Below are 7,098 nucleotides of genomic sequence, written 5' to 3'. Positions count from 1 at the left end.
GGGAAGAGAGAATAGTCTTTAATCCTCAGGTGGGCAGTGCCTAGCAACCTACATTGCCAGCTTGGTGAATCTGTCTGCGACCCTGCCCACCCTACAGGAACTTAATCCTCAGGTGGGCAGTGCCTGTGTTATGGAAGTTCTCAATTCGGTCAGGTACTTTAGTCCTGGGTTTTAAGGAGTAGGGAGCAGGGAGTAGGGAGTAGGGGTAAGAATGTGGAGAGTGGGGGGAGTGGTAAAAAATCCTGTGTACCTCATGATTATGAGAATTGCTATATATTAAGTTGAGTTAATATAGCACTACGCATTAAGGTGTTTGACATTGTCTTGATGCAGTCGCTCATGGGGGAAACCCCCAAGACCGTAATGGTGCGTTTTCCGTTGGCGAATTAAATTCGCCACGGGTCGCACCTCTGCATCGCTCCTAAACTCTGAAACTCAGTCATAGCTTACTTCTGACTTCTGACTTCTGACTTCTTACTTGCGCGTAGCGCTATAACTTCGTTTATGACCGCTTGTTTGTTGTAATTTTTTATTAAATGAAGTGTGGATTAAACTACCGATAGGATGTAAGCATTCAGCTATCAGCGTGTCGCGTATCAGCTATCAGCTAATGGGCTACTTGAGGTGCTTTTGAATAAAACAAGTAAGCATTGGTTTAATCTCTGTTACATCACCTGAAGGTTCCATAGCCTGAGCTTTTAGCTGACGGCTGACGGCTGACGGCTGACGGCTGCATGCTTACGATAGGATAACGTTTATGGTCACACTATAGGGTTTTCATTCCCTATTTCGTGAGCGCTGCCCTATAACCCGTCGCCGAGTCTGAAACCACATAGAAATACCTGTAATTGCTAAGGTTAATAAACCAAAGGCATTGAGAAACGGATAAATCATTTGTAAGTTAATGGCACCAAATTTTCCTTTGTGCAGATCCAAAAGCCAAATAAATTCACTACTTTTATCAGTAAGAGCTGCCACCTGAAACAAGGAACCGGTAATCACAGTCAACAACACTGGCAATACCATAATTGGGGCAAACCAAGCGTGTAATTGACGTAAACGAAATCTATTAATAGCCATAGTAATATATATAGCAATTTTCAGGACGATTGAAGTATAAATATCTGGGTTTTAGGGAGCAGGGAGCAGGGAGCAGGTAATAGGCAAGAGGCAAGAGGCAAGAGGCAAGAGGCAAGAGGCAATAGGTAATAGGTAATAGGTAATAGGTAATAGGCAAGAGGCAATAGGCATGGGGTGCATCTCATATTTGTAAAAAAGTTGCGTAGGGTGCGTTAGGGGGGCCTCATTTTCCGCCTCGTAGCCAGGGTTTGGATAGCTCGCCCCGTAACGCACCACCGTGTCAAACAGCAAAAATGAGATGCACCCTAGGCATGCTAGCAATAGGCAAAAAATAATGTGTACATCATAGCTATGATAAACGCTATATAATAGTAATCTAATAGTAATATAAATTCTATAGGGTACCTAAATGAATTGTGATAATTTTTGATTACCGACTCCCGACTCCCGACTCCCGACTCCCGACTCCCGACTCCCGACTCCCGACTCCCGACTCCCGACTCCCGACTCCCTTTACTCTAGTAATATAATTAGAATAATGGTTGCCAAGTTTTGCCGCTATCTTTGGATTGTAATATCCCATTCTGATCATTAGCAGCGTATAAAAATTCGGGATTAGACGGGGCGATCGCCATATACAAAAATAAGTCTCCTGTTTCTGAGCTTATGGCTTCCCAATTCTTACCCCCATCGGTACTTTTAAAGAATCCTCCGGAGTCTTCGGAAAGAATGTGAAATCCATAAATTACTGTCTTTTCTGCTTCGGATTTCAGAGCCAAACTAGCAACAAGGGACTCTTGAGAATTAGGGACTAAAATCCAGCTTTTTCCACCATCCCTAGTCTCAAATAATCCCAGAGTTGTAGCGGCAAACAGGTGCTCAGGATTGCGCGGGTCAACTACTAAGTTATGGGGATTATCCTCCAGTCCCTGCGCTGGTAATTGATTCCAGGTTTTGCCACCATCTTTTGAAACCAACAAGCCTTGTTTTCCAGAAACCGCCCATCCATAAATTACCTTGGGATTAGCTGGTGCGATCGCTAAAGTCAGAAAATCTACCCCGAGCAGGGATTTGAGCTGCCATTGTTGCCCTTTATTGTAGCTAGTCAGAAAACCGAGCTTGCCTCCTGATGGTGGATGTAAGCTAGCATAAAAGCGTCCGCTATCTTTGGGATGAGCCACAAAGCTGGTGAAATTAGAACGAGTTTCCCCAACTTGCAGCCATTTCCCTGCTTCAGTACGCTGCAATAACCCATGATGGGTGGCTACGTAGAGGATTTCCGGATTCTCTGGACTAACAGCCATAGCGTGAATATTAGTCTTCTGCCACCACTTCTCAGGAGCATCACTAAGAATAACGTTGTTATTAGTGACATTATTGGTCACTCCTGTTATGGTTGACTGAGTGATATTGGTTTTAATTGTGGTGGGTTGACAACCCATCACCGTAATAGCGACAATACTGTAAATAAACCAATTTTTAACCATATCGTTTATCTCTACATTCATCTATACATCAATTGCTTGATTGAAGCGGGTACAAGTGGCCCTACCACCAGTAATCCTAAGATGAATTCTCCCAATCCAAGGAGTGGACTGGTAATTTCAAATCTGGTAGTTAACGTTTTACTATCCACTGTTGCTGCTTCGGAAACTGTAGCGGTTGCCACAGGAGGAGTTATTGGTACTGATACCGATTCTAGATCAAGCTGGTTTGATGGTGATGGCGTAGTTGCTACTTCTGGGGTTTGTTGAGGTATGTTTGTTTGTGAAAATGTCCGGTGTGGGCAAGCAAAGGTTCTTTAATGTATTATATGTCTGGTGTATAACTCCATTATTTGGGAGTTGTCGCTCAGGAGTGGCGAGCTACAATATCTTAAAATATTAGTTAGACATTCGTTGTCTTTTTGTATCCCTTAGGATACAAGCCATGATCGAAATCCGGCAGACCGAAGCTTATTCCAAGTGGTTCAGTGGCTTGCGCGATCGACAAGCAAGGGCAAGTATTGATATTCGTATTCGTCGTTTGTCGATGGGCAACCCCGGTGATGTGAAACCAGTGGGAAGAGGAGTTTCGGAACTGCGTATTAACTATGGACCTGGCTAGAGAGTGTATTTCGTGCAGCGCGGGAGTACCTTGATAATCCTCCTTGCAGGTGGTGACAAGCGCACCCAAGACCGGGATATCAAGACAGCCCTAGATCTAGCACAAAAGGTATAGGAGATCGTGATGACCAACATCAAAACCCATCCCTGGGATGTGGCAGAACATCTGAAAACCAAAGAAGATATGGCTGCCTATCTTGAAGCTGCTCTTGAAGATGGGGATCCTGCCTTGGTAGTGGCTGCTCTACGGGATATTACTCGTTCCAAAGCAATGACACAAATTTCTCGCGAAACGGATCTCGGACATGAGAGTCTTGATCAGGCGTTGTCGATGAAAGGTAATCCAGAGTTAGCCACTTTTCTCAAGGTAATACAGGCACTTGGTCTACGGTTGCGGGCTACTCCGATATGAAGTATTGGGTAGCTCGATCATTGTGATCTCGTAGTGGACTGATTACTTTTTTGCTATTTACTTGTAAGTTAGTCAGCCCCCCGCATGGTTTTTAACGGGGTGCTGAATCTATTTAGAATACTATAGAGTTTCTCATCTTAATAAGATACAGACACATATTTTTGCCATGTTCTGTGTTCCATAAAATCTCAAACTTATGTACTTGAGCTATTTAAGAAATGCTATATATCCTTTATTAGTTACTCGCTTTACCTTCAGAACTCCTCCTAACAATCCTGCTGCCAAAATACCCACAATAGAAGCAGGCTCAGGAACAGAAGCGGGTTCAGAAATGGATGCGAAAACGCCACTAGCACTGTATGGGAGATTATCAAAACTAGGATCGAGAGAGACTAAAACATTCGGACTAAGATCTTGAATCGCTTTGGTCTGTCCTTGTGTTGTTCCTGGATCTGACTGTGTATCAACTTCAATATGCAAAGGTGTTTCAGGGGAGAAATTGGGTTCACTTAGATTTAATGCCGCAACTAAATCCCAAACGGGATTAGGGTCATTATCACTTTGGATAACAGTTAGGGCAAAGTCTAATAACTCGGCAGCAATTAAGCTCTCAGGTGTTCCAGTTTCTATCCATGCCGCTTGATCTTCACGAGTGAATTCGATTTGGTTTGTTGCATCCAGGGGAGTTAATTCAATTTTCAAGCCATTGTTTCCCGCCTCAAACACTTCTTGAGCAGCTACTGGGTCAATCCAGATGTTAAATTCAGCCACTGTATTGGTTGAAAAAGGCGGATCAGGCAGCACAGGTAGATTTCCGGGCACAAACACTGCACCACCCATGATTTGGACAACAGAGATATTTTCAACAATAGTGGGGTCAAGGCGAAGTGCTTCTGCAATATTAGTGAGTGGACCCGTTGCCAGGATAGCCACAGGAGAAGGTGAATCCTTAACGGTTTCTACAATTAATTCCGCTGCATTCCTTCTTTCAACAGATGGAGCACTATCGGGCAAGGTGACAAAGGGTGACCAAAAGGTATCCGAAGCATCTCGGATGAATGAAGGAAACTCGTTGTTTCCTGCAAGTGGATCAGGTCTGCCGATTCCCACAGGGATGCCTGTGATATTGAGTCGCCCTAGCATCCCCTCGACATTATCGACAAAGATGTTGGGGCGAGCAATCCCTTGGGAAAGAGTGAGTGCTTTAACGTCAAATTGAGGATTGCCTAGCATGTAAGCCCAAGCAGTCATTCCATCCTGGCTGCCATCATCATCAAGAATAACGGCAGTTTTTTGTGTCACCGAGGCAGCAAAGGCGGCCTGGTTAGGAAGACTGAGATTAAGCGCGATCGCTCCTGATAAAGCAGTTGTCACTGCTGCAAAGCTAAGAAAACAGGGATTGCTTTTCATGTGCTTATGTTATGGTGAATAATTACGAACTAGAAGTCTATGAGAAATCCATCCATTTCATGGAATAACTGCTGCTAACAGTAACAGTAAAGATGCGCCCAAGACATTCTACCATTAGCAATATCCCCATAAGTTAAACCTTTCTTAGTCAGGACTTACGCTACAAATTTATCTTTAGGGTCTCCCTAAAGACCCTACTACTGGGACTTGATATTAGGGTTTCCTCGATGAGTGGATCAGGCAAGAGATAATAAGTCTTGACCCTGCAGCTTGCTTATTTCCATGGAAACCACCACTCAAGATATGCGTTCGCTTCCATTGCCCCCTGGTAATGTCTGTTTACCCATTATCGGTGAGACCATCAGCTTTTTAACGGATCGAAATTTCCACAAAAAGCGGTTAGACAAGTATGGGCGCATCTACAAAACCCACATTTTTGGTAGTCCTGCGGTGACGATGACTACTGCAGAAGCGAATCAATTTCTGTTTACTAACGAAAATAAGTATGTTGCTGCTAGCTGGCCCAAAAGCACAGCAACCTTACTTGGAGCGGCCTCACTGACTAACCAAAATGGAGAATTCTACCAGAAGCGCCGCAAGTTAATGTCCCAGGCGTTTCAACCGAGAGCATTAGCTAGTTATATTCCCACCATGGCCAACATTACTAGCAACTATCTTGAGAAATGGGAAGAGATGGGAACCTTAACCTGGTATCCTGAACTGCGGGACTATACCTTTGATATCGCTAGTACCTTGCTGATGGGAACTGATGCAGGTTCCCAAACCGCTTTGGCTCAAGTATTTAAGAACTTTTGTGAGGGATTGTTCACTATCCCAATTTCTCTACCTTGGACAAGGTTTGCTAAAGCATTGCGTGCTCGTCAAGGATTGCTGACCCATATTGAAACCATTGTGCGACAGCGACAGCAACAGAAAAATTCCGGACAGGACGCCTTAGGATTATTGTTACAAGCCCGGGATGACGAGGGGAATTCCTTGAGTTTAGATGACATCCAAGACCAAGTAATTCTGTTGTTGTTTGCAGGCCACGAAACCTTAACCTCTGCGATCGCATCCTTTTGTCTGCTGACAGCGCAGCATCCAGATGTTCTTGCCCATCTCCGTGCTGAACAACAGCAGTTTTCTGGTTCAGAACCCCTAACCATGGAACATCTCAAGCAGATGACGTATCTAGAGCAAGTGCTCAAAGAAGTGCTGCGCATAATTCCGCCTGTTAGTGGTCTGTTTCGGAAGGTTATTCAGTCTTTTGAATTTAACGGTTACTTGATTCCTCAAGGTTGGACTATACTGTGCCAAATTACCGAAACCCACAAAGATGAGGAAATTTATCAATATCATCAACGCTTTGACCCAGATCGGTTTGGCCCAGAGAGGACAGAAGATAAACAAAAAATATTTGGATATATCCCCTTTGGTGGCGGTTTACGGGAATGTTTAGGCAGGGAGTTTGCCAAATTAGAAATGAGGATTTTCGCGGCTCAATTGCTCCGGGATTATGACTGGAAATTAGTGCCCGATCAAGATTTAGAAATGGTGGTGATTCCAACTCCCCATCCCCGGGATGGACTTAAGGTTAAGTTTAGCCGTAGAGTAAACTATTAACTATAGGATTTTTATTGGATAAGAAAATGTCGCCCTGTCTAAGCCATCCTAAGACACTGCTGTAGCTAAATGAACTTGTGTTAACATTTGATACAACTTATGAATCTACAGGTGCTGTTATTGACAGCTTAGATCGGTCTCCTATAGAATAACCCCGTGACTTGCTACGCTTAAACACAGGTGCAACCTTTACTGGCTCAGAACCCATAAATGATTTCTATGTAGTTTGGAGATATCTGTGTTTTGGCGTTAACAATCAACTATCTAAGGAGAAATCCAATGAACCTGAAAAAGTGGCTAACTACTGCAATATCTGTCCTGGTTGTGGTATTTCCCATTGTAATCACATTTTTGTATGATCGCAGAGCCTGCACTAGCTCAGCGTAGCGATCGCAACCTCAAGCAAACATTGCCGATGTTGATGTAGATCAGGTTTTGGCCTCTTTGCTCTGAATGTTGGCTTGGCCG

7 protein-coding genes and 1 pseudogene are annotated in these 7,098 nt (G+C 43.9%); 4 read left to right on the top strand and 4 right to left on the bottom strand.

What is annotated here, in order from left to right; all coding sequences use genetic code 11:
- Nucleotides 1–777 precede the first annotated feature (777 nt).
- The 3 genes from LYNGBM3L_RS09965 to LYNGBM3L_RS09960 form a co-directional block, all read right to left on the bottom strand.
- The gene (locus LYNGBM3L_RS09965) at nt 778–1,080 is read right to left on the bottom strand and encodes a hypothetical protein (RefSeq protein WP_008181974.1); all 303 of its coding nucleotides are present in this window, start codon (nt 1,078–1,080) and stop codon (nt 778–780) included.
- A 20-nt stretch (nt 1,081–1,100) separates the two neighbouring features.
- Nucleotides 1,101–1,265 (bottom strand): hypothetical protein, encoded by a 165-nt coding sequence (locus tag LYNGBM3L_RS43200; protein ID WP_154659739.1) that lies wholly within the window; start codon nt 1,263–1,265, stop codon nt 1,101–1,103.
- A 345-nt stretch (nt 1,266–1,610) separates the two neighbouring features.
- The gene (locus LYNGBM3L_RS09960; RefSeq protein WP_161603147.1) at nt 1,611–2,567 is read right to left on the bottom strand and encodes a F510_1955 family glycosylhydrolase; all 957 of its coding nucleotides are present in this window, start codon (nt 2,565–2,567) and stop codon (nt 1,611–1,613) included.
- Nucleotides 2,568–2,648: 81 nt separating this feature from the next.
- On the opposite strand from LYNGBM3L_RS09960, the gene LYNGBM3L_RS09955 reads away from it, so the two are divergent.
- From LYNGBM3L_RS09955 to LYNGBM3L_RS09945, 3 genes and pseudogenes are all read left to right on the top strand, one after another.
- Nucleotides 2,649–2,834: a hypothetical protein gene (locus LYNGBM3L_RS09955; protein ID WP_044492578.1), complete on the top strand. Its 186-nt coding sequence runs from the start codon at nt 2,649–2,651 to the stop codon at nt 2,832–2,834.
- A 175-nt stretch (nt 2,835–3,009) separates the two neighbouring features.
- Nucleotides 3,010–3,300: pseudogene (locus tag LYNGBM3L_RS49760) on the top strand (type II toxin-antitoxin system RelE/ParE family toxin).
- Between the two features lie 9 nt (nt 3,301–3,309).
- Nucleotides 3,310–3,597, top strand: a complete 288-nt coding sequence (locus LYNGBM3L_RS09945) for an addiction module antidote protein (protein WP_008181971.1) — start codon at nt 3,310–3,312, stop codon at nt 3,595–3,597.
- 207 nt (nt 3,598–3,804) lie between these two features.
- Here LYNGBM3L_RS09945 and LYNGBM3L_RS09940 read toward each other — a convergent pair whose 3' ends face one another.
- Nucleotides 3,805–5,007 (bottom strand): nucleoside hydrolase, encoded by a 1,203-nt coding sequence (locus LYNGBM3L_RS09940; protein WP_008181969.1) that lies wholly within the window; start codon nt 5,005–5,007, stop codon nt 3,805–3,807.
- A gap of 282 nt (nt 5,008–5,289) precedes the next feature.
- Between LYNGBM3L_RS09940 and LYNGBM3L_RS09935 the strand changes: the two genes are divergently transcribed.
- A complete protein-coding gene (locus LYNGBM3L_RS09935) occupies nt 5,290–6,630 on the top strand; it encodes a cytochrome P450 (RefSeq protein ID WP_008181967.1) in 1,341 nt (446 codons plus the stop codon).
- Nucleotides 6,631–7,098: the final 468 nt, after the last annotated feature.

The sequence above is a fragment of the Moorena producens 3L genome (genome assembly GCF_000211815.1).
Lineage (GTDB): Bacteria > Cyanobacteriota > Cyanobacteriia > Cyanobacteriales > Coleofasciculaceae > Moorena > Moorena producens.
This window is presented reverse-complemented; position numbering and strand designations above follow the sequence as displayed.